The sequence below is a fragment of the Franzmannia pantelleriensis genome (genome assembly GCF_900102875.1).
GTDB classification, from domain to species: domain Bacteria; phylum Pseudomonadota; class Gammaproteobacteria; order Pseudomonadales; family Halomonadaceae; genus Franzmannia; species Franzmannia pantelleriensis.
Map to the genome: position 1 here is coordinate 1 of NZ_FNGH01000024.1, position 24,530 is coordinate 24,530.

The 24,530-nt window shown below is 64.5% G+C and carries 21 protein-coding genes; 3 read left to right on the forward strand and 18 right to left on the reverse strand.

Annotated elements, in window-relative coordinates; genetic code table 11:
- Positions 1 to 50: 50 nt before the first annotated feature.
- The 9 genes from nqrM to BLT16_RS19845 all read right to left on the reverse strand — a co-directional run bounded on the left by nqrM (position 51) and on the right by BLT16_RS19845 (position 8,916).
- Complete coding sequence (gene nqrM / locus BLT16_RS19805; RefSeq protein ID WP_089660670.1) at positions 51 to 305, reverse strand: (Na+)-NQR maturation NqrM; 255 nt, start codon at positions 303 to 305, stop codon at positions 51 to 53.
- A 30-nt stretch (positions 306 to 335) separates the two neighbouring features.
- Positions 336 to 1,178 (reverse strand): FAD:protein FMN transferase, encoded by an 843-nt coding sequence (locus tag BLT16_RS19810; protein WP_089660671.1) that lies wholly within the window; start codon positions 1,176 to 1,178, stop codon positions 336 to 338.
- Positions 1,175 to 2,407 carry an NADH:ubiquinone reductase (Na(+)-transporting) subunit F gene (nqrF, locus tag BLT16_RS19815; RefSeq protein ID WP_089660672.1) on the reverse strand — a complete coding sequence of 411 codons (1,233 nt, stop codon included), beginning with the start codon at positions 2,405 to 2,407 and terminating at the stop codon, positions 1,175 to 1,177. The genes BLT16_RS19810 and nqrF overlap by 4 nt, the downstream gene beginning before the upstream one ends.
- Before the next feature lie 72 nt (positions 2,408 to 2,479).
- Positions 2,480 to 3,097 carry an NADH:ubiquinone reductase (Na(+)-transporting) subunit E gene (gene nqrE / locus BLT16_RS19820; RefSeq protein WP_089660673.1) on the reverse strand — a complete coding sequence of 206 codons (618 nt, stop codon included), beginning with the start codon at positions 3,095 to 3,097 and terminating at the stop codon, positions 2,480 to 2,482.
- A 1-nt stretch (position 3,098) separates the two neighbouring features.
- Entirely contained in the window at positions 3,099 to 3,767 is a 669-nt protein-coding gene (locus BLT16_RS19825) for an NADH:ubiquinone reductase (Na(+)-transporting) subunit D (RefSeq protein ID WP_089660674.1), read from the reverse strand.
- Positions 3,768 to 3,769: 2 nt separating this feature from the next.
- The gene (locus BLT16_RS19830) at positions 3,770 to 4,585 is read right to left on the reverse strand and encodes a Na(+)-translocating NADH-quinone reductase subunit C (RefSeq protein WP_089660675.1); all 816 of its coding nucleotides are present in this window, start codon (positions 4,583 to 4,585) and stop codon (positions 3,770 to 3,772) included.
- A complete protein-coding gene (locus tag BLT16_RS19835) occupies positions 4,585 to 5,811 on the reverse strand; it encodes an NADH:ubiquinone reductase (Na(+)-transporting) subunit B (protein WP_089660676.1) in 1,227 nt (408 codons plus the stop codon). Before BLT16_RS19835 ends, BLT16_RS19830 begins: the two co-directional genes overlap by 1 nt.
- The gene (locus tag BLT16_RS19840) at positions 5,811 to 7,163 is read right to left on the reverse strand and encodes a Na(+)-translocating NADH-quinone reductase subunit A (protein ID WP_089660677.1); all 1,353 of its coding nucleotides are present in this window, start codon (positions 7,161 to 7,163) and stop codon (positions 5,811 to 5,813) included. Before BLT16_RS19840 ends, BLT16_RS19835 begins: the two co-directional genes overlap by 1 nt.
- A 289-nt stretch (positions 7,164 to 7,452) precedes the next feature.
- Positions 7,453 to 8,916: a glyceraldehyde-3-phosphate dehydrogenase gene (locus tag BLT16_RS19845; protein ID WP_089660678.1), complete on the reverse strand. Its 1,464-nt coding sequence runs from the start codon at positions 8,914 to 8,916 to the stop codon at positions 7,453 to 7,455.
- A gap of 185 nt (positions 8,917 to 9,101) precedes the next feature.
- Between BLT16_RS19845 and mfd the strand changes: the two genes are divergently transcribed.
- Positions 9,102 to 12,563 (forward strand): transcription-repair coupling factor, encoded by a 3,462-nt coding sequence (gene mfd, locus BLT16_RS19850; RefSeq protein WP_089660679.1) that lies wholly within the window; start codon positions 9,102 to 9,104, stop codon positions 12,561 to 12,563.
- Positions 12,564 to 12,607: 44 nt separating this feature from the next.
- The gene (locus BLT16_RS19855) at positions 12,608 to 13,711 is read left to right on the forward strand and encodes a L,D-transpeptidase family protein (protein WP_245701780.1); all 1,104 of its coding nucleotides are present in this window, start codon (positions 12,608 to 12,610) and stop codon (positions 13,709 to 13,711) included.
- Positions 13,712 to 14,253: 542 nt separating this feature from the next.
- Here the strand turns inward: BLT16_RS19855 and BLT16_RS19860 are convergent.
- From BLT16_RS19860 to topA, 9 genes are all read right to left on the reverse strand, one after another.
- Positions 14,254 to 14,517 (reverse strand): Lpp/OprI family alanine-zipper lipoprotein, encoded by a 264-nt coding sequence (locus tag BLT16_RS19860; protein ID WP_089660681.1) that lies wholly within the window; start codon positions 14,515 to 14,517, stop codon positions 14,254 to 14,256.
- A gap of 186 nt (positions 14,518 to 14,703) precedes the next feature.
- Positions 14,704 to 15,300 (reverse strand): L,D-transpeptidase family protein, encoded by a 597-nt coding sequence (locus tag BLT16_RS19865; RefSeq protein ID WP_089660682.1) that lies wholly within the window; start codon positions 15,298 to 15,300, stop codon positions 14,704 to 14,706.
- Between the two features lie 95 nt (positions 15,301 to 15,395).
- Entirely contained in the window at positions 15,396 to 16,628 is a 1,233-nt protein-coding gene (locus BLT16_RS19870) for a GspE/PulE family protein (RefSeq protein WP_089660683.1), read from the reverse strand.
- A gap of 83 nt (positions 16,629 to 16,711) precedes the next feature.
- Positions 16,712 to 18,295, reverse strand: a complete 1,584-nt coding sequence (locus BLT16_RS19875; protein WP_089660684.1) for an ABC-F family ATPase — start codon at positions 18,293 to 18,295, stop codon at positions 16,712 to 16,714.
- Between the two features lie 296 nt (positions 18,296 to 18,591).
- Positions 18,592 to 19,050 carry a hypothetical protein gene (locus tag BLT16_RS19880; protein ID WP_089660685.1) on the reverse strand — a complete coding sequence of 153 codons (459 nt, stop codon included), beginning with the start codon at positions 19,048 to 19,050 and terminating at the stop codon, positions 18,592 to 18,594.
- Positions 19,051 to 19,329: 279 nt separating this feature from the next.
- Entirely contained in the window at positions 19,330 to 19,803 is a 474-nt protein-coding gene (locus BLT16_RS19885) for an NYN domain-containing protein (RefSeq protein WP_089660686.1), read from the reverse strand.
- Between the two features lie 19 nt (positions 19,804 to 19,822).
- Positions 19,823 to 20,059, reverse strand: a complete 237-nt coding sequence (locus tag BLT16_RS19890) for a hypothetical protein (RefSeq protein WP_089660687.1) — start codon at positions 20,057 to 20,059, stop codon at positions 19,823 to 19,825.
- Positions 20,060 to 20,170: 111 nt separating this feature from the next.
- Entirely contained in the window at positions 20,171 to 20,632 is a 462-nt protein-coding gene (locus BLT16_RS19895) for a DUF6586 family protein (RefSeq protein WP_089660688.1), read from the reverse strand.
- Positions 20,629 to 23,265, reverse strand: a complete 2,637-nt coding sequence (gene topA / locus BLT16_RS19900; RefSeq protein WP_089660689.1) for a type I DNA topoisomerase — start codon at positions 23,263 to 23,265, stop codon at positions 20,629 to 20,631. Before topA ends, BLT16_RS19895 begins: the two co-directional genes overlap by 4 nt.
- A 356-nt stretch (positions 23,266 to 23,621) precedes the next feature.
- On the opposite strand from topA, the gene pyk reads away from it, so the two are divergent.
- A partial coding sequence (gene pyk / locus BLT16_RS19905; RefSeq protein WP_089660690.1) for a pyruvate kinase occupies positions 23,622 to 24,530 on the forward strand: 909 nt, incomplete at its 3' end.

The window sequence follows — 24,530 nt, forward strand, 5'->3', positions numbered from 1 at the left end:
TGTGGGAGCGAATTCATTCGCGATTGCAGCGCGCAGCGCTGCGGTCAGGCCTAGCGCCGCACGGCGTTGTAGCCAAGGTCGGCGCCGCGGCTCTCGTCGCCGCGACGACGGGCGCTGCCGCGCTTGCGGTTCTCTTCTTCGCAGACCTCGTCCTTGCCGCCGCAGACTTCGCAGCCGTCCTTCATGCCGATGTTGTTGAGCCCGCCGCAGGAGCCGGCAATCGGCTTGCGTCCGAGCATGACACCGATGGCCATGGCGGCCATCAGCAGCAGCATGAAACCGAATACCAGTAACCAGATCGTCATCGTTCCTCCTGAATGCCCTTGTGGGGCAGCTCAATCACCGACGTCCAAGTGGGGCGTCATGGCCGGGCTGATGCGCACATCGTAGCCCGTACCCGCTGTGACAATGAAATAGGCGGCAATACTCCGCCGCGTGGCCTGGCTCAGCGCCGCCTCGGGGGGCAACTGCAGCAGCCAGCCGGCCCAAGCGGCGGCCTCCAGCGCGGTGTCGGCCAGCACGCTGACCTCGACCACGCGCTCTCTGCCGTTGGCCAGCCACCAGCCGGCGGGCGTTTCGGTGCTGCCGGCAAGCCCCTGCCAGCGGTCGCGGAAATCGCCGGCGGTGGCCAGCGCCTGGCCATCCAGGGTCAGCTGGCGCGCCTGGGAGGCGTCGCGCTGAGTGGGTTGCTCGAGTGCCACCTGCCAGGGCCGCCGCCCGGCCTGAGTGCCTCGAGTGCGCACGTCACCGCCCACTTCGAGGAAGTAGCGCCCCTCGCGGCGGACATCGAGCCACGCTGCCAGGGAGTCGATCAGCCAGGCGTGGGCCAGCTGACGATAGGCCTGCTCGAGGGGCCTGGCGGAAACGCCGAAGGCCGTCGGAAGCGCCGCGTCGAGGCCGGCGAGCCGGTCAAGAAACGCCGTGTGCTGCTGTTCGTATTCTACCAGTTCACTCTGTATGGCGACGTCCAGTGCCTGCATATCGCTGGCGCGGGAATCGGCATACAGAGTGAGATGGAAACCACGCTCGAGGGCTGCGCCCTGAACGTCGAGCCGCTGACTGCCGCTGTCGCGGCACCCTGCCAGGGCGCTGGCCAGGGCCAGGCCCAGCAGGGCCGACAGAAACAGGGCCGGCCCGCGGGCCAGCCCTGTGTGTCGCCGTGAGGCGACGCCGATCATCCGCCGAAGTCGTCCAGCATGATGTTCTCGGGTTCTACCCCCATGTCGAGCAGGAGCTTGATCACCGAGGCGTTCATCATCGGCGGCCCGCACATGTAGTACTCGCAGTCCTCGGGCGCCGGATGGTCCTTGAGGTACTTCTCGTAGAGCACGTTGTGGATGAAGCCGGTGGGGCCTTCCCAGTTGTCGTCCGGCAGCGGGTCGGAGAGCGCCAGGTGCCACTCGAAGTTGTCGTACTCCTCGGCCAGCTGGTCGTACTCCTCGTTGTAGAAGGTCTCGCGCCAGGAGCGCGCGCCGTACCAGAACGAGATCTTGCGCGTCGACTTGAGGCGCTTGAGCTGGTCGAAGATGTGGCTGCGCATCGGCGCCATGCCGGCACCGCCGCCGACGAAGACCATCTCGGCGTCGGTGTCCTTGGCGAAGAACTCGCCGAACGGCCCCATCACCTGCACCTTGTCGCCCGGCTTCAGGTTGAAGACGTAGGTCGACATGATGCCCGGCGGGTGGTTGGTGCCGGGAGGCGGCGTGGCGATACGGATGTTGAACTTGAGGATACCCTTCTCTTCCGGGTAGTTGGCCATCGAGTAGGCGCGGATGGTCTCCTCGGGGTTCTTGTGCGAGATCTTGAACAGGTCGAACTTGTCCCAGTCCTCGCGGTACTCGTCCTCGATGTCGAAGTCGGAGAACTTGATATCGTAGGGCGGCGCCACCAGCTGCACGTAGCCACCGGCACGGAAGTCGACGTTCTCGCCTTCCGGCAGCTTGAGGTTGAGCTCCTTGATGAAGGTGGCGACGTTGGGGTTGGAGATGACCTCGCACTCCCACTGCTTGACGCCGAACACTTCCTCGGGCACCTCGATCTTCATGTCCTGCTTGACCGGCACCTGGCAGGAGAGCCGCCAGCCCTCCTTCTTCTCACGCATGGTGAAGGCCGACTCTTCGGTGGGCAGGATCGAGCCGCCGCCCTCTTCGATGCGGCACTTGCACTGGGCGCAGGAGCCGCCGCCGCCGCACGCCGACGACAGGAAGATGCCGTTGGCGGCCAGGGTGTTGAGCAGCTTGCCGCCGGCCTGGGTGGTCAAGGTGTGCTCGGGGTCGCCGTTGACCTCGATGGTCACGTCCCCGCTGCTGACGAGCTTGCTGCGTGCTGCCAGGATCACCAGCGTCAGGGCAATGACGATGAGGGTGAACATGACCACGCCGAGCAAGATGACAGTTGTATCAACCATGTCGGGTTCCTATTTCAATCGTTGCCTTGTCACGTGGGGCGTACCGGGCGGCACCGCCACCCGGTACGCGACTCACAGCTGGATGCCGGAGAACGACATGAAGCCGAGCGACATCAGGCCCACGGTGATGAAGGTAATGCCCAGGCCCTGCAGGCCGCCGGGCACATCGCTGTACTTGAGCTTCTCGCGAATACCGGCCAGCGCGGTGATTGCCAGCGCCCAACCGACGCCGGCACCGGCGCCATACACCACCGATTCCCCGAAGGTGTAGTTACGCTCGACCATGAACAGTACGCCACCCAGGATCGCGCAGTTTACGGTGATCAGCGGCAGGAACACGCCCAGCGCGTTATAGAGCACGGGCACATACTTGTCGAGGAACATCTCGATGATCTGCACCATGGCGGCGATCACGCCGATATAGCTGAGCAGACCCAGGAACGACAGGTCGATATTCTCGGCGCCGGCAATGCCGGTCCAGGTCAGTGCCCCCTCGGCGAGGAGGTAGTTGAGCACCAGGTTGTTGACCGGCACGGTGATCATCAGCACTACGATCACCGCCACGCCGAGGCCGAACGATGAGGAGACCTTCTTGGATACCGCCAGGAAGGTACACATGCCGAGGAAGAATGCCAACGCCATGTTCTCGACGAACACCGAGGCGATGAACAGGCTCAGATAGTGTTCCATGTTACACAGCCTCCTTGGGTTCGGTGTTGTGCTTCATCTTGAACTCGTTCTCTTCGACCTGCTCCGGGTAGGCCTCACGGATCACCCAGATCATCAGACCGATGATGAAGAACGCCGAGGGCGGCAGCAGCATCAGGCCGTTGGGCACGTACCAGCCGCCATCCTGCACCGGCTGCAGCACGGTGAAGCCGAACACGCTGCCGGAGCCGAACAGCTCGCGGAAGAAGCCGACCACCATCAGCACCACGCCGTAGCCCAGGCCGTTGCCGACGCCGTCGATGAACGACATCTTGGGGCTGTTCTGCATGGCGAAGCCCTCGGCGCGGCCGAGGATGATGCAGTTGGTGATGATCAGGCCGACGAACACCGACAGCTGCTGTGACATCTGGTAGGCGAAGGCACGCAGCACCTGGTCGACCACGATCACCAGCGAGGCGATGATGGTGACCTGCACGATGATGCGGATCGACGACGGAATGTGCTGACGAATCAGCGATACGAACAGGTTGGAGAAGGCACACACGAACACCACCGCCAGGGTCATGACCAGCGATACACTCATGCTGGTGGTGACCGCCAGCGCCGAGCAGACCCCGAGGATCTGCAGGGCGATCGGGTTGTTCTTGAAAATCGGCGTTACCAGAACGCCTTTAGGAGAATCAGCAGCCATGATCAAGCTCCCTCTGCGTCGAGTTCGACATCGGCATCCTGGGCCTCTTCGTGACTGATGTCGTCACGGAAGCGCGCCAGGTACTCACCGAAGCCTTCCGGGCTAAGCCAGAACTGCAGCATGTTGGTCACCCCGTTGGCGGTCAGGGTGGCACCGGACAGACCATCGACTTCATGGTCGCCGCTGCCGCTACCGCGGGCGACGCGAATGGCCGGGTTGAGGCTGCCGTCGTCGGCATAGATCTTCTTGCCTTCCCACTGAGCCTGCCAGCGCGGGTTGTTGACCTCGGCGCCAAGGCCGGGGGTCTCGCTGTGCTCGTAGTAGGTGATGCCGACGATGGTGTTGCCGTCGCCCTCGATGGACATGTAGCCACGCATCAGGCCCCACAGCCCCTGGCCGCGGATCGGCACGATGATCTGGTCGGGATTATCACCGTCACCGACCAGATAGACGGTGGCGTAGTTCTCCTGGCGGCTGAGCCCGGCGATATCACGCTCGCCCGACAGGGTGCGTGAAGAAGCCGGGTCGCGAGCGGCCTGGAAGTGGTTGAAGGTGTCGGGATCGAACTGATCGGTGTACTCACCGGTGCGCAGATCCACGACGCGGGGCTCGATCTCGGCGAAGGCCGCTTCCACGTCCATGCCGGACTCGTAGAGGTTGGCGACGCGCAGGATGTTGGTCTTGCGGTCGAGCTCCTCGTTGAGCGCCTGCATCGGGCGCAGCGCCACGGCGGCGGTGGACACCACCACCGAACAGACGATGCATAGCGCGAACGCCACGATCAGGATCTTCTTGATGGAGTTGTTGCTCTGTGCCATCAGGCAGTCTCCTCGGCCGGCGCACCAACGCGCTGCTGACGGCGCTTGATGTTGGCCTGAACAAAGATGTGGTCGATCAGCGGAGCAAACAGGTTAGCGAACAGGATCGCCAGCATGATGCCCTCGGGGAACGCCGGGTTGACCACGCGGATCAGCACGGTCATCACGCCGATCAGCGCGCCGAAGATCAGGCGCCCCTGGTTGGTCATGGAGGCCGATACCGGGTCGGTAGCCATGAACACCATGCCGAAGGCGAAACCGCCGATCACCAGGTGCCAGTACCACGGCATGGCGAACATCGGGTTGGTGTCGGAACCGATCAGGTTAAAGAGCGTACTGGTCGCCACCATGCCGAGGAACACCCCGAGCATGATTCGCCACGAGGCGATTCGCGTCCATAGCAGGACCGCGGCACCGATGAAGATTGCCAGCGTCGAGACCTCGCCTACCGAGCCGGGAATGAAACCGAGGAAGGCATCCCACCAGCTGTACTGGGAGGTCAGGCTGGCCATGCCCTCCTGGAAGGCGATGGACAGCGAGGTAGCGCCAGAGTAGCCGTCGGCCGCCACCCATACCGCGTCACCCGAGATCTGCGCCGGGTAGGCGAAGTAGAGGAAAGCACGGCCGGTCAGCGCCGGGTTGAGGAAGTTCTTGCCAGTGCCGCCGAAGATCTCCTTACCGATCACGATACCGAAGGTGATGCCGAGTGCCACCTGCCACAGCGGAATGGTGGCCGGCAAAATCAGCGCATACAGCACCGAGGAGACGAAGAAGCCCTCGTTGACCTCGTGACCGCGCTTGACGGCGAACAGCACTTCCCAGAAGCCACCCACGGCGAAAGTCACCAGATAGATGGGCAGGAAGTAGGTCGCGCCGAGCACGAAGTTGGCCCACAGGCTGCCCGGGTCGTGGCCGCTGGCGAGCAGCATCATGATCGCCTCGCGCCAGCCGTCCATCGACTCGTAGCCGCCGGCGATGGCGGTGTTGGCCTGCCAACCGGCGTTCCACATGCCGAAGAACATCGCCGGGAAGGTACACATCCAGACGGTGATCATGATGCGCTTGAGGTCGACGCCATCACGCACGTGCGCGGTGGTCTTGGTCACGCTGGGCGGTGCGTAGAAGATGGTGTCGACGGCTTCGTACAGCGGATAGAACTTCTCGTACTTGCCGCCCTTGTGGAAGTGCGGCTCGAGATTATCGAGTGTCTGTCGGATACCCATCATCAAGCCTCTTTCTCGATCGTGGTGAGATTGTCGCGCAGGATGGGGCCATACTCGTACTTGCCGGGGCACACGTAGGTGCACAGCGCGAGGTCTTCCTCATCCAGTTCCAGACAACCGAGCTGCATGGCGGTCTCGATGTCACCGACGATCAGCGAACGCAGCAGCTGAGTGGGCAGGATATCCAGCGGCATTACCGTCTCGTAGGCACCCACCGGGACCATGGCACGCTCGGAGCCGTTGGTCGAGGTGTCGGGTGCGTAGTTCGACAGGCCGAGGAACTTGGACACGTAGATGCCCAGCACCGAGTGACGATCCTTGCCCGGCGACAGCCAGCCCATGAAGGCGCGCTTGTTGCCCTCTTCGAGCAGGCTGATCTGATTGTGGAAACGGCCCAGGTAGCGCAGCGACCCTTCGCAGGTGGCGCCGGAGAATACCGAGCCGGAGATCACACGGGTCTCGTCAGGGTCGACCACTTCGCCGGCCAGCAGTTCCTCGGTGCTGGCACCCACCCGGGTACGCAGCAGGCGTGGCTGTTCGGCACGCGGGCCGCCCACGGCCACCACCCGACCAACGTCGAGGGTGCCCTCGGCGAACAGCTTGCCGACGGCGATCACGTCCTGGTAGCCGATGTGCCAGACCTGCTTGTGCAGGGCCACCGGCGACAGGTAGTGGATATGGGTACCCACCAGGCCGGCCGGATGCGGGCCGGCGAACTGCTCGACCTGCACGCCGTCGACATCGCTGCCGGGCAGTTGGGCGTCGGCGCCAGTACACAGGAACACCTTGCCTTCGGTCAGGCGCTTGAGCACCTTGAGGCCATTGGCAAACGCCTCGGGCTGCTCGTTGATGATCAGCGCCGGGTCGCCGGCCAGCGGATGGGTATCCACGGCGGTGACGAAGATGTTCTCGGGATTGGCATCGAGGGCCGGAGTACGCGAATAGGGGCGCGTACGCAGGGCCGTCCACAGCCCGGAATCGACCAGTTGGTCGACCACCACCTGACGCTCAAGGCCGTCGAGCTTGTCGGCACCGTGGGCGGTGAACTCGACGCGCTCCTCTGCGCCCTCGGCGACCTTGATCACCACCGACAGCAGGCGGCGCTTCTCGCCGCGGTTGATGGCTACCACTTCACCCGCCGCCGGCGCGGTGAAGCGCACGCCGTCGATCTTCTTGTCGGTGAAGAGTAGCTGGCCCAGCTTGACGCTGTCCCCCTCCCGGACCTCCATGGTCGGCTTCATGCCAACGTAGTCGGTACCCAGGACTGCCACGTGGTGCACCGCGCGCGCATCCTCGATGCGCTGCTCGGGCACCCCCGTGATGGGGAGATCCAGGCCTTTTTTGACTTCGATCATAGTCTCGCCCAGTTAGGATCTGATGTGGAAAGGAAAGGGGTTCGACGGACGCACGCGGCAGCGCGGCTTGCGCCGGGCCGTTCGTCACGGTCTTCGAATTCTTTTCTTATCAGAAGGTTACCAGTTCGACCCGAGCTCACTCGAGCCGTGCCAAAAATCCTGGGTATTATAAAGAGATACGCGGCGAAAGACCACCGGCGAGAGGTCGCAAAACGGCCCATCGAGGGGCTCGATGGGCCGGATAAAAGCGTGGAAACAGCGCTGAGCGGCGCCCGCTCAGCGCTCTGGGTCAGTCGCGATCCTTGGGGAAGACCAGGAAGCTGACGTTGGACATGTGCTGCAGGATGCGCACCACCTGGCAGCTGTAACCGAACTCGTTGTCGTACCACACATAGAGGACGGCGTTCTTGTCGTCGGCGATGGTCGCCTTGGCATCCACGATACCCGCGTGGCGATTGCCGACGAAGTCCGACGACACCACTTCCGGCGAGTCGACGAAGTCGATCTGCTTCTGCATCGGCGAGTGCACCGCCATGCGCCGCAGGTAGTCGTTGAGCGCCTCGGCGTCAGTGGCCTGGTGCAGGTTGAGGTTGAGGATCGCCATCGACACGTTGGGGATCGGTACGCGAATGGCGTTGCCGGTCAGCTTGCCAGTGAGTTCCGGCAGCGCCTTGGCTACCGCCTTGGCGGCGCCGGTCTCGGTCAACACCATGTTGAGCGGCGCGCTGCGGCCGCGGCGATCGCCCTTGTGGTAGTTGTCGATCAGGTTCTGGTCGTTGGTGTAGGCGTGCACCGTCTCGACGTGGCCGTGCTCGATGCCGTACTGGTCGTTGATCGCCTTGAGCACCGGCACGATGGCGTTGGTGGTACAGGACGCCGCGGAGACGATGCGGTCGTCGCTGGTAATATCGGGGTGGTTGATACCGTAGACAACGTTCTTGATATCGCCCTTGCCGGGCGCGGTGAGCAGCGCCTTGGCCGACCCCTTGCAGGCCAGGTGCTGGGACAGGCCCTCTTCGTCGCGCCACATGCCAGTGTTGTCGACGATCAGCGCGTTGTCGATGCCGTAGTCGGTGTAGTCGATCTCGGACGGCGAGTTGGCATAGATCACCTTGATGTAGTTGCCGTTGGCGATCAGTGCACTGTTCTCGACATCGACGCTGATGCTACCCGCGAACGGACCATGGACCGAGTCGCGACGCAGCAGGCTGGCGCGCTTCTCGAGGTCTTTCTCGATGTCACCGCGACCGCGCACCACGATGGCGCGCAAGCGCAGCAGGTTACCGCCACCGGCCTTCTCGATCAGGATACGGGCGAGGATGCGGCCGATACGGCCGAAACCGTAGAGCACCACGTCCTTGGGCTCATTGTGGTTGCCGTTGCTCTGGTGGCCACCGACGATCTCGGCCAGTTCACGCGCCAGGAAGGCGTGCACGTCGCCATTGCCGCGGGTCTTGTAGGCCACCGCCAGCTTGCCGACGTCAACGTGGGCCGGCCCCAGGTCGAGCTCGGTCATCGCCTTGACCAGCGGGAAGGTATCGCGCACGTCGAGCTCGGTGCCCTCGACCTTCTTGACGAAGCGATGGTCCTTGAGGATGCGAATCACCGACTGGTTGATCAGCGAGCGGCCGAACAGCGAGGTGACGATATTGTACTGGCGGTAGAGCTTGCCCAGCAGCGGAATCATTTCTTCGGCAATGGCTTCGCTACCCTGCCACTCCTCAAAGACGGTCTCGAGCGTTTGCTGGCTCACGTGGGGCCCCTTCTACGTCATGGGTATAGAATGTGACGTCATTATCGCGGCAGCGCAGCACGGCGACAATTGCTGGATAGTCGCACGCGCTGTAAGGCAATTACAGAATCGCGGGCTTGACTACAAGATTCATATAAGGCTGCTATCATCCCGGGTTCGCTCCCAAGGTTCGCGATTTCGATACCATGCCGCACTTTTCACCGCTCGACCCACCTCGCCCCTCCGGCACCCGCGAGACATGCTACTGGCAGCGCCCCCACGGCAGCGCCCTGGCCCTGGCCCTGGCACGCCTTGCCGGCGATGCGCCGCTGCTGGTGGTCACCGCCGACACCGCAGAGGCACAGCGCCTGGAGACCGACCTGGCGTTCTTTGCTGACGTGCCGGTGATGCCATTCCCGGACTGGGAGACACTGCCCTACGACAGCTTCTCGCCCCACCAGGACATCGTCTCGGCACGGCTGCGTACCCTGCGCGATCTGCAGCAGGCCAGCCACGGCATCGTACTGGTGCCGATCAACACCCTGATGCAGCGCTTGCCACCGGCAGACTATATCGCCGGCCGGGTGATGACCCTGGAGGTGGGCCAGCAGCTGGATCGCGAAGGCTTCCGCGAAAGCCTGTCACGGGCCGGCTACCGCGCCGTGGAGACCGTCTATGAACCCGGCGAATACGCGCTGCGCGGCGCGCTGATCGATCTCTTCCCGATGGGCTCGGAGCTGCCGCTGCGCATCGACCTGTTCGACGATGAGATCGACAGCCTGCGCCACTTCGATCCCGACACCCAGCGCAGCCAGGACAAGGTCGAGCGGGTCGAGCTGCTGCCGGCCCACGAGTATTCGCTGTCACGCAGCGCCATCGCCTGCTTCCGCGAGGGCTTCGAGACGCTGTTCGACGTCGACCCGCGTCAGTGCCCGCTCTACGTCGATGCCCTCAAGGGCATTCCCTCGCCGGGTCTCGAACAGTACCTGCCGCTGTTCTTCGAGGAGACCGCGACGCTGTTCGAGCACCTCGCCGAAGGCACCCGGGTGGCGACCCTGCCCGGGGTGTTCGAGGCCGCCGAGCATCACTGGGCCGCTATCGAGAGCCGCTACGAGAACCTCGGCGTCGACCCCACCCGGCCACTGCTGCCACCGCATCGCGCCTTCGTGCCGGCGGCCGAGGTGTTCGGCGCCATCAAGCGCCACCCGCGGGTGGCCATGACCCAGGACCCTGAGCACCCCCACGCCCAGCTATCAGCCACCCAGCCGCCGCCCACGGTGGCCATCAACGCCCGCGCCCAGCAACCGCTGGCGGCGCTGGAGCGCTTCCTGTCGGCGCACGCCAGCGCCCGAGTGCTGTTCGTCGCCGAGTCCCGCGGCCGCCGCGAGGCCATCGAGGAGCAGCTCGCTCCGCTGCACCTCGCCCTGCCCCACGTCGACGACTGGCACGCCTTCGCCAGCGGCGACCAGCGCCTGGCGATTACCCAGGGCGGCCTCGACGCCGGCCTGGCGTTGGGCGACAGCGACGCCGAGATTCAGCTGGCGGTGATCACCGAGTCGGAGCTGTTCGGCGAGGTCGTCCGGCAGAGTCGGCGCCGCGCCAAGGCCACCGACGACAACGAACTGGCAGTACGCCATCTGGCCGAGCTCCATGCGGGCTCGCCGGTGGTTCACCAGGCCCACGGCGTGGGCCGCTACCTGGGCCTGGAGCGGCTCGAGGCCGGCGGCCAGGCCGCCGAGTTCCTGGCCCTGGAGTACGCCGATGGCGCCAAGCTCTACGTGCCGGTGGACAGCCTGCACCTGATCTCGCGCTACGCGGGTGCCAGCGATGAGCTGGCGCCGCTGCACAAGCTGGGTTCGGACACCTGGGACAAGGCCAAGCGCAAGGCCGCCGAGAAGGTCCGCGATACCGCCGCCGAGCTGCTCGACGTCTACGCCCGGCGCGAGGCACGGGTCGGCTTTGCCTGCGACTTCCCGGTCGAGGAGTACGCCCGCTTCGCCGGCAGTTTCCCGTTCGAGGAGACCCCCGACCAGCAGGCGGCCATCGGTGCGGTGATCGGCGACATGACCCGCCCCCAGCCGATGGATCGCGTGGTATGTGGCGACGTGGGTTTCGGCAAGACCGAGGTGGCGATGCGTGCCGCCTTCCTGGCCGTGCATTCCGGTCGCCAGGTGGTGGTGCTGGTGCCCACCACCCTGCTCGCCCAGCAGCACTACGATAACTTCCGCGACCGCTTTGCCGATACCGCGGTGCAGGTCGAGCTGATCTCGCGCTTCACCGGCGGCAAGGGCCAGGCCGAAACGCTCAAACGCATCGAGGAGGGCCGCGCCGACATCGTCATCGGCACCCACAAGCTGCTCTCCAAGGGCATGCGCCTCCCCAACATGGGGCTGCTGATCATCGATGAGGAGCATCGCTTCGGGGTCGCCCAGAAGGAGCGCCTCAAGAGCCTGCGCGCCGAGGTCGACATCCTGACCCTGACCGCCACGCCGATCCCGCGCACCCTCAACATGGCGATGAGCGGTATCCGCGATCTCTCCATCATCGCCACCCCGCCGGCACGCCGACTGTCGGTGAAGACCTTCGTCCAACAGCGCAACGAAGCGGTGACCAAGGAAGCGATCCTGCGCGAGATCCTGCGTGGCGGGCAGGTCTATGTACTGCACAACGAGGTCAAGAGCATCGAGGCCAGCGCCGAGAAGCTCCGCGAACTGGTGCCCGAGGCGCGGGTGGCGGTGGCCCATGGCCAGCTGCCGGAGCGCTCGCTGGAGCGCATCATGTCCGACTTCTACCATAAGCGCTTCAACGTGCTGGTGTGTTCGACCATCATCGAGACCGGCATCGACGTGCCCAGCGCCAACACCATCATCATCGAGCGCGCCGACAAGTTCGGCCTGGCCCAGCTGCACCAGCTCCGCGGCCGCGTGGGGCGCAGCCACCACCAGGCCTACGCCTACCTGCTGACCCCGCATCCCAAGGCGATCACCAAGGATGCTGCCAAGCGCCTGGAGGCGATCAGCCAGGCCGAGGACCTTGGCGCCGGCTTCACCCTGGCCAGCCACGACATGGAAATTCGCGGCGCCGGGGAGCTGCTCGGCGACGAGCAGAGCGGCCAGATGGAAACCATCGGCTATAGTCTATATATGCAGATGCTCGATCGGGCGGTGAAGGCGATCAAGGCCGGCAAGACGCCGAACATCGAGGCGCCGCTGGATCAGGGGGTAGAAATCAGCTTGAATCTGCCCGCACTGATCCCCGACGACTACATGCCTGATGTGCAGCAGCGCCTGATCATGTATAAACGCATTGCCAGCGCCGAGGACGAGGCTGAACTCAAGGAGCTGCAGGTCGAGCTGGTCGACCGTTTCGGCCTCTTGCCGGGCCCGCTCAAGACGCTGATGCGCCAGACTCGACTGCGCCAGCGCGCCGAGCGGCTGGGCATCTCGCGGCTCGAGGCGGGCCCGGAACGTGGCCGGGTGATCTTCGCCACTGGCACCGCCGTGGACCCGATGACGCTGGTCACGCTAATTCAGAAGGACCCGGTTCACTACCGGCTCGACGGCGCCGATACCCTGCGCTTCGAGCTGGAGATGGAAACCGAAGACACGCGCTTCAGCGTGGTCGAAGGACTGCTGGAGCGATTGAACCGCAAGACCGAGGCGGCTTGAACGGCTGACACCGAGCAAGCGCCTGATGATAAAGGTATGACTCGGTGAACGAGACCAAGCCCATGAACATGTACCCGACCCAAGGCCTTGGCGGCCGGCTGCGCGCCGCCCTGGCCACCACCCTGCTGGCCTTTGCGCCGCTGACACTGGCCGATACCGCCAACGGCGAGCGACCGGTGGGCCACTACCCGATTCCCGAGCAAGGCGATGTGATCGGCAGTATCCAGAGCGTGACCGCGGCCAAGGAAGACACCTTGATCGATATCGGCCACCGTTTCGGTCTGGGCATCGAGGAGATGCGCCGCGCCAATCCCGAGCTGAGCTTGTGGTATCCCGGCGAAGGCGCCGAGGTGGTGCTGCCCACCCAGCACATCCTGCCGCCCGGGCCGCGCGAGGGGATCGTGATCAACCTGCCGGAGATGCGCCTCTACTACTATCCGCCAGCGGCCAGCGGCGAGACGCCAATCGTCGAGACCTACCCGATCAGCGTCGGCCGCGAAGGCTTTGCCACGCCAGTGGCCTCGACCCGCACGACCATGAACATCAAGGATCCGCACTGGGCACCGCCGCGCTCGATGCGCGAAGAGGCCGCTGCCCGCGGCGAGCCGCCTCCCGCGGTGGTCCCACCCGGTCCCGACAACCCGCTGGGGCGGCACGCGATACTGCTGGGGCTGCCGAGCTACCTGATTCACGGCACCAACCAACCCGACGGCGTCGGCATGCGCGCCAGCCGCGGCTGCATTCGCATGCTGCCGCGAGACATCGAGTCGCTCTATTCGCGGGTGCCGGTGGGTACCGCGGTGCACCTGGTCAATGAGCCGTTCAAGGCCGGTTGGGACGCCGAGGGCGCCCTACTGGTGCAGTCGTTCCCGCTGCTCGATGAGCAGGAGGGTTCTTTCCAGCCGGTGCTCAACGCCCTGGAAATGCTCGCCAGCGCCTTCGGCGACGAACACCCCCCGGTGGACTACGCACGGGTACGCGCCGAAGTCGAAGCGCCCAAGGGCCAGCCGGTGGCGGTACTGCGCGAGGCTCGCGAAGCGCCCATCGAGGCCGCCGAGGAGTCCCAGCCGACCCCTGAGGGCCTCTACCGCCATCTCGGCGAGCCGGATAACGGCCTCTACCAGCAGCTCGAACTGGCGATGGGCTGACGGAAGTGCTGAACAAATCGTCGAGCGGGATAAAGCGGCTAGGTTCGTTCCCGACGAACCAACGTACTTCCCACATCCCTGTGGGTCGCAAAGCGCACGGAGCACAGTACCGAGCGAAGCGACAAACAGCCGTAGGCTGGCCCCGAAGGGGCGAGAAGCCGAAGGCTGCGAGTCAACCGGAGCCTATGGGGTATAGGTGAGGATTTCGACCGGGCTGGCGCACCAGCACCGCGCAACGCAGTGATTTGCCCGCGCAGACATTTGTGCAGTGCTTCCCAAAAAAAGCCCGGGCCATTGGCCCGGGCAAATCTGCAGGGTGCAAACGCTTGGCAAAGGGATGCTAGTCGCTTGCCCGTGTAGATTACCTGAGCCCCAGCGATCTCATATCCACAAAAGCCTTCCTGAAACGCCACAATTCTTCTGTTCCTGGCGCACGGCATTCAAAATTGCGCCCCCTCGAAACGCCAAAGCCGGCTCCAAGATGGAGCCGGCTTCGGGTAAACCGATGCTGAAAGCGTTAGCTTTCGGCACTCACGACAGAATTACTTCTGCATGGAGCGCTCGAACATGCGGTTCATCTCTTCGCGGTTTTCGCGAGACATTTGCAGAGCAGCCTGGGCGTCGCGCTGTGCCTGGTTGGCAGTGTTCTGCGCCTGGTTGGCCACGTTCAGCGCTTCAGAAGCGTCGGCCTGAGCGGACTCAGCGGTCATGCGAACTTCGTCCAGGGCGCCGGTAGAGGCACAGCCCGCCAGAATCGCCAGAGAGGCAGCAGCAGCGGTAAGCTTCAGAGTGTTCTTAATGGTCATAATGTTCTCCTTGAGAGACTTCCTTGGTTCAGCTTGGGTTGTGCCTGCTTAACAGGCGTCCTGCTATCGCAGGTTCTTCTGCACGTCACGTTGGCAATCATAGACGGCCAAAACGTGATGTCAAACACTGTTTTATTATAGACAGGCTCCTCCTGTCTACACGAAAACCTATCGCGCCCCTTGAGCCTAGCGGATCACGACCCGTGTGCCAATCCCGATCAGTTCGGCAAGCCGCTCGATCTCCTCATTGGTCACCGCCACGCAGCCCAGTGTCCAGTCGAAGCGACCGTGAATTTCCGGGTCTCCTTCACCGATTCCATGCAGGCCGATGTTGCCACCTAGCACGGTGTCCTGGGGGGGACGACCATGGCGCAACAGGAAGTAGTGGTACTCCTCGTATTCGGCGCGGCTCATCACACCGGCGTTAAGGGCTTCCAGAGCGTTCCAGGGCGTTGGGTAGTCGACCGCGAAGAACAGGTGGAAGCGGCTATTGGTATTGATACCGTTGATCCGAAACTCGCCCTTGGGCGTCTGCTTATCGCCCCTGACTCGCATGCGGGCGGCGCCACGTTGGCCGATCGAGATGCCGTTGATTCTCTCGAGGGGGTAGTCGCCGCGATATACCGTGAGAGTAGCGTCGCTGTTATCGACCTTGACCCACACCTCGAAGGGGTCGCGGGGGCCAAAATCGGTGGCAATGTTATCGATCAGGCTGGCCTTGAGGCCCAGGGTCGGGGTCAATGCCATCGCCACGATGGCAAACAGTCTGATGAGTCGGCTCATGAAATCAGGTACTCTCGGCTAGCACGTGCAATGAGTGCTTTCTACGCTATTGATCGCATCGTGACAAATCCTATTTTTCGCCTGCCTTCAACGCGCTAGCGTGGCAGCAATGCACCGACCCGAAACAGCTCGCCGAGGGTGGTCACGCCCTGCTCGACCTTGGCCAGCCCCTCGCCAAACAGCAGCGGCTCCCCGCGCGCCAGCACCTGGCGACGCAGGCGGTGTTCATCGCCGTGCTGGAGGATCAACGCAAGGTCCTCGCTGGTCGGTTGCCACACCTCGAAGATCCCGGTGCGGCCAGTAAACCCCAGCCCGTGACACGCCTCGCAGCCCGGCGCCTCCCAGACACGCGATGGCAGCCAGGCACCGCTGGCCTCGAGCCAGGCGCGATCGTCCGCCGCGAGCGAGGCCTCATGGCGGCACTCTCGACATAGCTGCCTGACAAGGCGCTGGGCGACCACCACCCCGAGACTGGTGGCAATCTCGGCATCATCCAGGCCACGCTGTCGAAGCGTGGTCACGGCGCCCACCGCATCGCGGCTGTGCAGCGTCGCCATCAGCGAGCGGCCGCTGACCGCTACATTGATCGCGGCCTGGGTCGAGGCCCGGTCGCGCAGCTCTCCGAGTAGCACGTAGTCCGGATCGAGGCGCAACAGCGCCGAGGCGACACTGGCAACGTCCATGCCGCTGGTGCTGTCGACCTGCAGCTGATTGATCCCGGGCACGATGTACTCCACCGGATCCTCGACCGTGACCACTTGGCTATCGCTCAACGCCAGGCGATGCAGCAGGGTATAGAGGGTGGTGGTCTTGCCTGCTCCGGTCGGCCCGGTCACCAGCAGCATGCCGCTGGTGGCATCCATCCACTGGCGGATCCACTGCACGCCGAGCTCACTCAGGCCGAGCTGCTCGATATCGTCGAACACCACCGGCGGGTCGAGAAAGCGTACCGCCAGTTTCTCACCACTGACCGTGGTCACCGCCGAGACGCGAACGGTCAGCTCGTGCTGCGCCAGCGTCGTCGTGAAGCTACCATCGGCGGCGGCGAGCGACGGCAACGGATTGAGCCCGGCCTGCACCTTGAACTGATTGACCAGGCGCTGCCCGGTTTCATAAGCCAGCAGGCTGGCATCGGCCATCTGGCCATCGATACGCAGCCGGACCCAATAACCATCGGCTTGTGGGTCGAGGTGTATATCACTGGCGCGAGCATGCTTGGCGTCGTCCAGCAAGGCGGCCACTTCGAGCAGGTCGGTGGCGTCGCCGGGATCGGCTTCCAGGGCAGGCAGGAAGGTGGCCAGCAGTTGCTGGCGGTAGCGTCGGGCCATGGGCGGCGCCTCATGCAGATGGATGAACCAGAACTGCTCCTAGCTCAGCACAGCGCCGCCCATTGCGCCATTGCCCGCGGCCATTATCCCTCCTGACTGCGCCGGTAATCCTCGTAGCTACCGCTGAAGTCGATAATGCCCTGCGGCGTCATGTCGATCACCCGGGTGGCCAGGGAGGAAACGAACTCGCGGTCGTGGCTGACGAAGATCAGCGTACCGGGATAATGCTCCAACGCCAGGTTGAGCGCCTCGATGGACTCCATGTCGAGGTGATTGGTCGGCTCGTCCATCAGCAGGACATTGGGATTGATCAGCGACAGCTTGCCAAACAGCATGCGGCCCTGCTCGCCCCCCGACAGTACCTTGACCGACTTGCCGATATCGTCGCTGCCGAACAGCATCCGCCCGAGGGCACCACGCACTACCTGCTCGCCGGCGTCGGTCCACTGCCCCATCCACTCGAACAGCGTGGCAGGGTTGGCAAAGTCGTCGGCGTGGTCCTGAGCGAACACCCCAAGCTCGGCGCTGTCGGTCCACTTCACGCTGCCGCTGTCGGGGGCCAGTTCGCCGCTCAGCGTCTTGAGCAGCGTGGTCTTACCGATCCCGTTGGGGCCGATGATGGCGATCCGCTCGCCGGCCTCCACGGTCATCGAGACCCCGTCGAACAGCGGCTCGCCATCATAGCCCTTGCGCAGCCCCTCGACGTTGAGCGCGTTGCGGTGGATCTTCTTGTTCTGGTCGAAGCGGATGAACGGGCTGACCCTGCTCGAGGGCTTGATGTCGGTGAGCTTGATCTTGTCGATCTGGCGCGCTCGCGAGGTGGCCTGCTTGGCCTTTGAGGCGTTGGCCGAGAAGCGGCTGACGAAGGCCTGCAGATCGGCGATCTGCGCCTTCTTCTTGGCGTTATCGGCGTGCAGCCGCTCGCGGGCCGCGGTGGCGGCGGTCATGTAGTCGTCGTAGTTGCCGGGGAACAGGGTGATCTCGCCATAGTCCAGGTCGGCCATGTGCGTACACACGCTGTTGAGGAAGTGGCGGTCGTGGGAAATGATGATCATGGTGCTGTCGCGCGCGTTCAGCACCCCTTCCAGCCAGCCGATGGTGGCGATATCCAGGTGGTTGGTGGGCTCGTCGAGCAGCAGCACGTCGGGGTCGGCAAACAGCGCCTGGGCGAGCAGCACGCGGAGTTTCCAGCCCGGTGCCACGGCGCTCATCGGGCCGTGGTGCTGGTCGAGGGGGATACCCAGCCCCAGCAGCAGTTCGCCGGCGCGGGCCTCGGCGGTATAGCCGTCGAGCTCGGCGAAACGCACTTCCAGATCTGCCACCGCCATGCCGTCGGCTTCGCTCATCTCGGGCAGCGCATAGATCCGCTCGCGCTCGGCGGCCACCGACCACAGCTCGGCGTTGCCCATGATCACGGTGTCGATCACCCGCTCGTCCTCGAAGGCGAACTGATCCTGGCGCAGCTTGCCGAGGCGCGCATCGGGCTCGATCATCACCTGGCCGGCGCTGGGATCGAGGTCGCTGCCGAGGATCTTCATGAACGTCGACTTGCCGCAGCCGTTGGCGCCGATCAGGCCGTAGCGATGGCCCTTGCCGAACTTCACGGAGACGTTCTCGAACAGGGGCTTGGCCCCGAACTGCATGGTGATATTGGCGGTAGAGATCAAAGCGGCGTCCCGGTGCGATAGTGCAAAGGGGCGCGATTGTACGCGCTATTGGGCCATCGTTCACCCTGCATTGATACAACCACAGGCCGATTGCAGCTACCCCTAAGCGAGGGACGCCGGGGGCAGGCCGAAGAGGAGGTTTACGCCATGGATGGCGTAAGTAGCGCCCAGGGATGGGTTTACAGCGCCTTCTCGCAGGCCTGCCGCCGGATCAGTTCCGAGCGGTGCCGCCTATCTGCAATAGCCCTGGCTACTAGCAAGGCCCCGCCACCTTTGGTGACGGGGCCAACGAAGGCTTAAACCGCCGCTTGCTGATGGTTCGGCGGGTCGTGGCGCTCGAGAGTGAAGATCGACTGCAGCTTGTCCTTCTTGCCATACAGGTGGACGGTGGTCTGGTCGAAGGGGAAATATTCGATGTATTCGCTGTGCAGGTTAAAGCGTGGCTTGTGGGCATTGATCATCGCTGCCGCCAACCGCTCGCGGTTGATATGCCCAGAAAGCCCCACGCTGACCCACAGCTCCTCCTGCGGCTGCAGGAAGTCTTGCCAGATGGCGTGGTCCTCATGAAACGTCAGACCGTGGCGGGCATTCCGGTGCTCGCCTACGTAGATCAGCTCCTGCACCTCCATCTCGCCGCTTTCTGGGTCGTGGGCGGCGCGGTACACGCAGTATATCCCCGACTCATCGGGTACCTCGCTGAGCTCATCCAGCGTCCAGTAGCCAAGCATCTTGGGGGAAAGCAGTTGATCGGACATCGCTATCACCTCCTATTGCTCGCCTGACGATGTGGGCGCCGAACCCGACACCCAACGTGGCGACTCACCTACAGCCTAGTCAAATTGGGGGTTTTTGCTGCCCAGCTACGATAGTGGTAAGCGATGATCGGGGCCTGACCCGTGGGCAGGCCTTCGAGGGGGCGCTGTAAACCCATCCCTGGGCGCTACCTGCGCCATCCATGGCGCAGAACCCCCTCTTATGCCTGCCCACGGCGCCCCTCGCCATTAGGCAACTTCGTGTACTCCTCTTCTACTGTGCTAACGCAGTAGCTCCTTCTCAATCGGCACGAAGTGGGTTGCGGCACGCATCAGCGAGGCGGCGGTGAGGCGCTCGACGCCGACCACCTCGACCGGGATTGCGAAGCGCTCACGGATCCGCGTCACCAGCAGGTCGAAATCGCCGTCGCCGGAGATCAGCACCAGGCGGTCGACGCTGGCGGCAGCGTCCATGGCATCCAGAGTGATACCGACGTCCCAGTCGCCCTTGGCGGAGCCGTCGCGGCGCTGAATGAAGGGCTTGAGCTTCACCTCGAAGCCGATCCGGCGCAGGATCGCCTGGAACTGCTGCTGACGTGGGTCGCCGCGCTCCACCGCATAGGCGTTGGCCACCACCACCTCGCGGCCGGCCGCAAAACGCGCCCAGCAGGCGTAATAGTCGAAGTGGCGATCAAACGCCTGGCGGGTGGTGTAGTAGACGTTCTGGACGTCGACCAGGATCGCGACGCGCTCCACGCGGTCAGTGACCGCGGCGTCAGTGCAAGGTGGCGGGGAAGGCCTGCTCGTCACTCTCTTCCTGCCACAGCTTGCTGCGGGTAATGGCGTGGTCGATCATCTCCTGGGCGACCTCGAAGCGGCTCTGGCGCAACAGCTCGGCGGCCTCCTCGGAGAAGCGAATACGCATCAGCGGCTCGCCCTCGCCTTCGGCGGGTCGCAGCACGATCTCGCCGTCGCTGAGCTCGACGATTTCCAGGATAGCGGTATCAGACACGGCGACCTCTCTCCCAGGGTGGGAACACTAGCGGTGACAACAAAAAACGACCAGGGCAAGGACCATGGTCGTCGTCTTGGGTTCCAGACTACCACTTCCAGCGGCGCGGCGTCACCACTCCTCGCTGGTTTCGCGCAGGGTGGCAAGCGTTGCCTTGAGCCCGGCGAGGGCATCACCCAACTCATCGCCAAGCGATTGCTGGGCGGCGCTGACGATCAGACCGCTGCGCGGCGGCTGGCGGCGCGCAGCGCCCTCCACGGCGTGCAGCGCGTCGACGCGCGCTAACAGCACGTCGAGCCAAGTGCCCTCGCGGCGTGCCAGCTCGCTGAGGTGCTCGAGGGCGGCCAGCGGTGGGCGCTCCTCGGCCAGCAGCTCACGCCAATCGTGGCGCTCCAGCATGGCGTGCTCGGTGAGCTCGCGCAGGGCAGCATTCAGGGCCAGCTCGAGCAGTGCCAGGGCGCCCTCTTCCAACGCCATGCGCCGGGCCACAGCATGCTCGTCGTCGCCCGGCGCTTGGGCAAGCAGCAGCTCGGCCTGGTAGAGCAGCTGATTGGTGCGGCCGCGGGGGGTCATTTACGCTTGTCCTCCACCTGCCATTTGCCGTTCTCGAACAGCGCCTTCCAGCCGGTGGCCTTGCCCTCTTCGTCGGTCATCACGTACTGGCTCTTGGTCTTGCGCGAGAAGCGGATCTGCGCCGGGCGGCCATCCGGGTCCTCGCTGGGCGCCTCGAGCAGGAAGTGATACTTCTCCGGCAGCTCCTTGGCGTGGGCCTTGAGTTCCTTGACCAAGGGCGGGCGCGTTTCGCGATTCTTGGGAAACTGGCTGGCGGCCAGGAACAGGCCACTGGCGCCGTCGCGCAGCACATAGTGGTCGTCGACCTTCTGGCAGGCCAGCTCCGGCATGGGGATCGGATCGATCTTGGGCGGCGCCACCTCGCCGCTCTTGAGCAGCTTGCGGGTGTTCTTGCACTCGCTGTTGGTGCAGCCGAAGTACTTGCCGAAACGCCCGCTCTTGAGCTGCATCTCGCTGCCGCACTTGTCGCACTCGATCACCGGGCCTTCGTAGCCCTTGATCTTGAAGCGCCCCTGCTCCACCTCGTAGCCGTCGCAGTCTGGGCTGTCGCCGCAGATGTGCAGCTTGCGGGTCTCGTCGATCAGGTAGCTGTCCATCGCCGTGCCGCACTTGGGGCAGCGATGCTTGGCGCGTAGCGCCTCGGTCTCGGCCTCTTCGCCGGCGTCGGCGGCCACCGCCTCGTCGCCGGGAATCAGGTCGATGGTGGTCTTGCAGCGCTCCTTGGGGGGCAGATTGTAGCCCGAGCAGCCCAGGAACACCCCGGTGGAGGCGGTACGAATCTGCATCTTGCGACCGCAGGTCGGACAGTCGATGCCGGTCGGCACCGGCTGGTTGGGGCGCATGCCGTCGTCGCTCTCGGCGGCCTCCAGCTCCTTCTTGAACTCGGCGTAGAAGGCGTCGAGCAGCGCCTGCCAGTTGCGCTCGCCCTCGGCAACCTCATCGAGGCTGTCCTCCATGCGTGCGGTGAACGAGAAGTCCATCAGGTCGGGGAACGACTCCTTGAGACGCTCGGTGACGATATCGCCGAGCTTCTCGGCATAGAAACGCCGACTCTCGAGCTTGACGTAACCGCGGTCCTGGATGGTCGAGATGATCGAAGCATAGGTCGAGGGCCGGCCGATGCCGCGCTTCTCCAGCTCCTTGACCAGGCTCGCCTCGGTGAAACGCGCCGGCGGCTTGGTGAAGTGCTGCTGCGGATCGAGCTGTTCAAGGATCATCGGCGTGCCCTCGGCGAGGTCGGGCAACGACTGGTCCTCGTTCTTGCCGGATGGCTTCATCACCCGGGTATAGCCGTCGAACTTGAGCACCCGGCCCTTGGCGCGCAGCTCATAGCCGTCGACGTCCACCGTCAGGGTGCTGGAGAGATACTCCGCCGGGGTCATCTGGCAGGCCACGAACTGGCGCCAGATCAGCTCATACAGCCGCTCGGCATCGCGCTCCATGCCCGCCAGATCGGTCGCCTTGAGGTTGACGTCGGAGGGACGAATCGCCTCGTGGGCCTCCTGGGCGCCCTCCTTGCTGGAGTAGCGGTTGGGCGCCTCGGGCAAGTAGCGCTTACCGTAGGCCTGCTCGATATGCTCGCGCACGCTGTCCACCGCATCCTTCGAGAGGTTGGTGGAGTCGGTACGCATATAGGTGATGTAGCCCGCCTCATAGAGACGCTGGGCCATGGTCATGGTCTTCTTCACCGAATACCCAAGCCGGCCGCTGGCGGCCTGCTGCAGGGTCGAGGTAATGAAGGGCGCATTGGGCTTGGAGCGGGTCGGCTTGTCTTCCCGCGCAGTGATCTCGAGGCTCGCCTTGCGCAGCGCGGCGATGCGCTCCAGGGTTTCGGCCTCCGAGGTGGGCCGGAAAGCCTTGCCATCCTGGCGCACCAGCTCGAAGCGGATCGGCTCGGCCTTGGCGTTGTCGGCCACCGCCAGGTCGGCGTGCACGTCCCAGAACTCTTCGGGCACGAAGGCGCGGATCTCACGCTCACGCTCGACGATCAAGCGCACCGCCACCGACTGCACGCGACCGGCGGAGAGACCGCGGGCCACCTTGGCCCACAGCAGCGGCGAGAGCATGAAGCCCACCACGCGGTCGAGGAAGCGCCGCGCCTGCTGAGCCTCGACGCGCTCGATGTTGAGGCTGCCAGGCTCCTTGAAGGCCTCCTGGATAGCGTTCTTGGTGATCTCGTTGAACACCACCCGCTTGTAGCGCGAGGCATCGCCGCCGATGGTCTCCTGGAGGTGCCAGGCGATGGCCTCCCCTTCGCGATCCAAATCCGTCGCCAGGTAGACGGCATCGGCCTTCTCGGCGTGCTTCTGCAGGTCGGCGACCACCTTCTCCTTGCCGGGCAGCACCTCATAGTGGGCTTCCCAGCCGTGCTCGGGGTCGATGCCCATGCGCCTGATGAGCTGATCCCACGACTTCTGCTTCTTGTATACCGCCTTCTCATCCGGCGACATCTTGCGCGTCGCCGCCGCCTGGCGAGCGCGCTCCTTGGGATCAGAGGCCGTCTTGCCCGAGCCGCTGGTCGGCAGGTCACGAATATGACCTACACTCGACTTCACGATGAAATCGTTGCCGAGGTATTTATTGATCGTCTTGGCCTTGGCCGGCGACTCGACGATGACCAGTGACTTGCCCATAGTGCTCCACATTCCTGTTGTCCGGGCCAGCGCCCTGAACCTGCGAGTCGTTCGCCACACGTACTGTCACACTGACGACGCGGCGTTGGAAAAATGCGCCTACCCTAACGCAGCGCCCGAGGCCGCGCCAGTCCCAGCGCCAGGGCGCCGGCACGCCGGTGTCACCGCGCAACACCCGGCGTGGCCCTTTGACCCTAGACCGCTGACGTGAGACTCGGCAAGACGTTTCCTCGCGTCGAGGCCATGGTGTAGTATCATGTAGTAAAATCACTACATAATATTGGACACGCCGGAAAGGCCTGCGCTGACTGCGCATAACTTACTGATTAACCGGCATTATCACTCAGGAGACTCAGATGTCGACAGCCCCCCTCAACGCCATCCGCCGCACCAAGATCGTCGCCACCCTGGGCCCGGCCAGCGACCGCGAGGGCGTCCTCGAAGCCATGCTCGAGGCCGGCGTCGACGTGGTGCGCCTCAACTTCTCCCACGGCGCCGCTGACGACCACCGCCAGCGCCTGGCGCGGGTCCGCGAGATCGCCGCACGCCTCGGCAAGAGCGTCGCCGCCCTCGGCGACCTGCAGGGCCCCAAGATCCGCATCGCCCGCTTTGCCGAAGGCGCGGTTACCCTCGAGGAGGGGGCCAGCTTTATCCTCGACATGGCGCTGGACAGCGACGCCGGCGATGCCGCCCGGGTCGGCTGCGACTACAAGACCCTGGCTGCCGATGTCGCCGTCGGCGACCGCCTGCTGCTCGACGACGGCCGCCTGGTACTCGAGGTCAGCGCGATCCGCGGCCAGGAAGTCCACACCACGGTGATCGTCGGCGGCAAGCTCTCCAACAACAAGGGCATCAACAAGCAGGGCGGCGGCCTCTCCGCCGCCGCGCTCACCGACAAGGACAAGGCCGACCTCGAGACCGCCGTGGCGATCGGCGTCGACTACCTGGCGGTCTCCTTCCCGCGCTCCGCCGCCGACATGCAGGAGGCGCGCCGCCTGCTCGGCGAGGCCGGCAAGAAGATCGGCCTGGTGGCCAAGGTCGAGCGTGCCGAAGCAGTCGCCGACCCCGAGACCCTCGACGGCATCATCCTCGCCTCCGAGGCGGTGATGGTGGCCCGCGGCGACCTCGGCGTGGAGATCGGCGACGCCCAGCTGATCGGCGTGCAGAAGCGCATGATCAAGCGTGCCCGCAGCCTCAACCGCGCGGTGATCACCGCCACCCAGATGATGGAGTCGATGATCGAATCGCCGCTGCCGACCCGCGCC

Coding starts and splice junctions, on each gene's coding strand:
- nqrM (WP_089660670.1), bottom strand. CDS start 305: ATGACGATCTGGTTACTGGTATTCGGTTTCATGCTGCTGCTGATGGCC.
- BLT16_RS19810 (WP_089660671.1), bottom strand. CDS start 1,178: ATGATCGGCGTCGCCTCACGGCGACACACAGGGCTGGCCCGCGGGCCG.
- nqrF (WP_089660672.1), bottom strand. CDS start 2,407: ATGGTTGATACAACTGTCATCTTGCTCGGCGTGGTCATGTTCACCCTC.
- nqrE (WP_089660673.1), bottom strand. CDS start 3,097: ATGGAACACTATCTGAGCCTGTTCATCGCCTCGGTGTTCGTCGAGAAC.
- BLT16_RS19825 (WP_089660674.1), bottom strand. CDS start 3,767: ATGGCTGCTGATTCTCCTAAAGGCGTTCTGGTAACGCCGATTTTCAAG.
- BLT16_RS19830 (WP_089660675.1), bottom strand. CDS start 4,585: ATGGCACAGAGCAACAACTCCATCAAGAAGATCCTGATCGTGGCGTTC.
- BLT16_RS19835 (WP_089660676.1), bottom strand. CDS start 5,811: ATGATGGGTATCCGACAGACACTCGATAATCTCGAGCCGCACTTCCAC.
- BLT16_RS19840 (WP_089660677.1), bottom strand. CDS start 7,163: ATGATCGAAGTCAAAAAAGGCCTGGATCTCCCCATCACGGGGGTGCCC.
- mfd (WP_089660679.1), top strand. CDS start 9,102: ATGCCGCACTTTTCACCGCTCGACCCACCTCGCCCCTCCGGCACCCGC.
- BLT16_RS19860 (WP_089660681.1), bottom strand. CDS start 14,517: ATGACCATTAAGAACACTCTGAAGCTTACCGCTGCTGCTGCCTCTCTG.
- BLT16_RS19865 (WP_089660682.1), bottom strand. CDS start 15,300: ATGAGCCGACTCATCAGACTGTTTGCCATCGTGGCGATGGCATTGACC.
- BLT16_RS19870 (WP_089660683.1), bottom strand. CDS start 16,628: ATGGCCCGACGCTACCGCCAGCAACTGCTGGCCACCTTCCTGCCTGCC.
- BLT16_RS19880 (WP_089660685.1), bottom strand. CDS start 19,050: ATGTCCGATCAACTGCTTTCCCCCAAGATGCTTGGCTACTGGACGCTG.
- BLT16_RS19895 (WP_089660688.1), bottom strand. CDS start 20,632: ATGACCCCCCGCGGCCGCACCAATCAGCTGCTCTACCAGGCCGAGCTG.
- topA (WP_089660689.1), bottom strand. CDS start 23,265: ATGGGCAAGTCACTGGTCATCGTCGAGTCGCCGGCCAAGGCCAAGACG.